Origin of the sequence: Vibrio sp. 1562 (assembly GCF_033340155.1) — a bacterium.
In the GTDB taxonomy this organism is placed as follows: Bacteria; Pseudomonadota; Gammaproteobacteria; order Enterobacterales; family Vibrionaceae; genus Vibrio; species Vibrio alginolyticus.
This window is the reverse complement of record NZ_JAWOVY010000769.1, coordinates 1-519: the sequence shown is the minus strand read 5'-3', so window position 1 is coordinate 519 and position 519 is coordinate 1. Positions and strand designations below refer to the sequence as shown.

Sequence of the window (519 nt, the reverse complement as noted above, 5' to 3'; positions counted from 1 at the left end):
TTACGCCAACCTCCAAGTTTATTGCGATCAAATTGGAAAAATCGACATCCGATAAGATCGCTTTGGTGGAAACGGAATAGTTACCAAACCAGCGCTACAATATTCGGGATAAGAAAAAACGGCTGATATATCTATCAGCCGTTTTTATTTCTCAAATCAAACAGATTTAATGTTTGCGAAGATTACATTACGCTTTTGCAAACTTGTAAGTACGGTAACCACCAATCAAGTTACGAGCTTTGTAACCGTTGTTGACGAGTTGACGGTATGCCACGTTACCGCGCAAGCCTACTTGACAGTAAATCACAATCTCTTTGTCTTTTGGTAGTTCACCCATACGATGGCGTAGCTGATCAACCGGAATGTTGATTGCCCCTTCAAGATAACCAACAGACTCCAATTCACCCGGGTTACGGACGTCGAGGAGAATTTGATCTTCAGTCAGGTTGGCGATTTCATCGTAATGAATCGCCGTTGCGTCACCTTTGATGATGTTATTTGCCACAAATGCCGCTTGGT

The 519-nt window shown here is 42.6% G+C and carries 1 protein-coding gene; it reads right to left on the bottom strand.

Annotated elements, in window-relative coordinates; all coding sequences use genetic code 11:
• Window positions 1–187 precede the first annotated feature (187 nt).
• A partial coding sequence (locus tag R7Z49_RS27550; protein WP_318112842.1) for a rhodanese-like domain-containing protein occupies window positions 188–519 on the bottom strand: 332 nt, incomplete at its 5' end.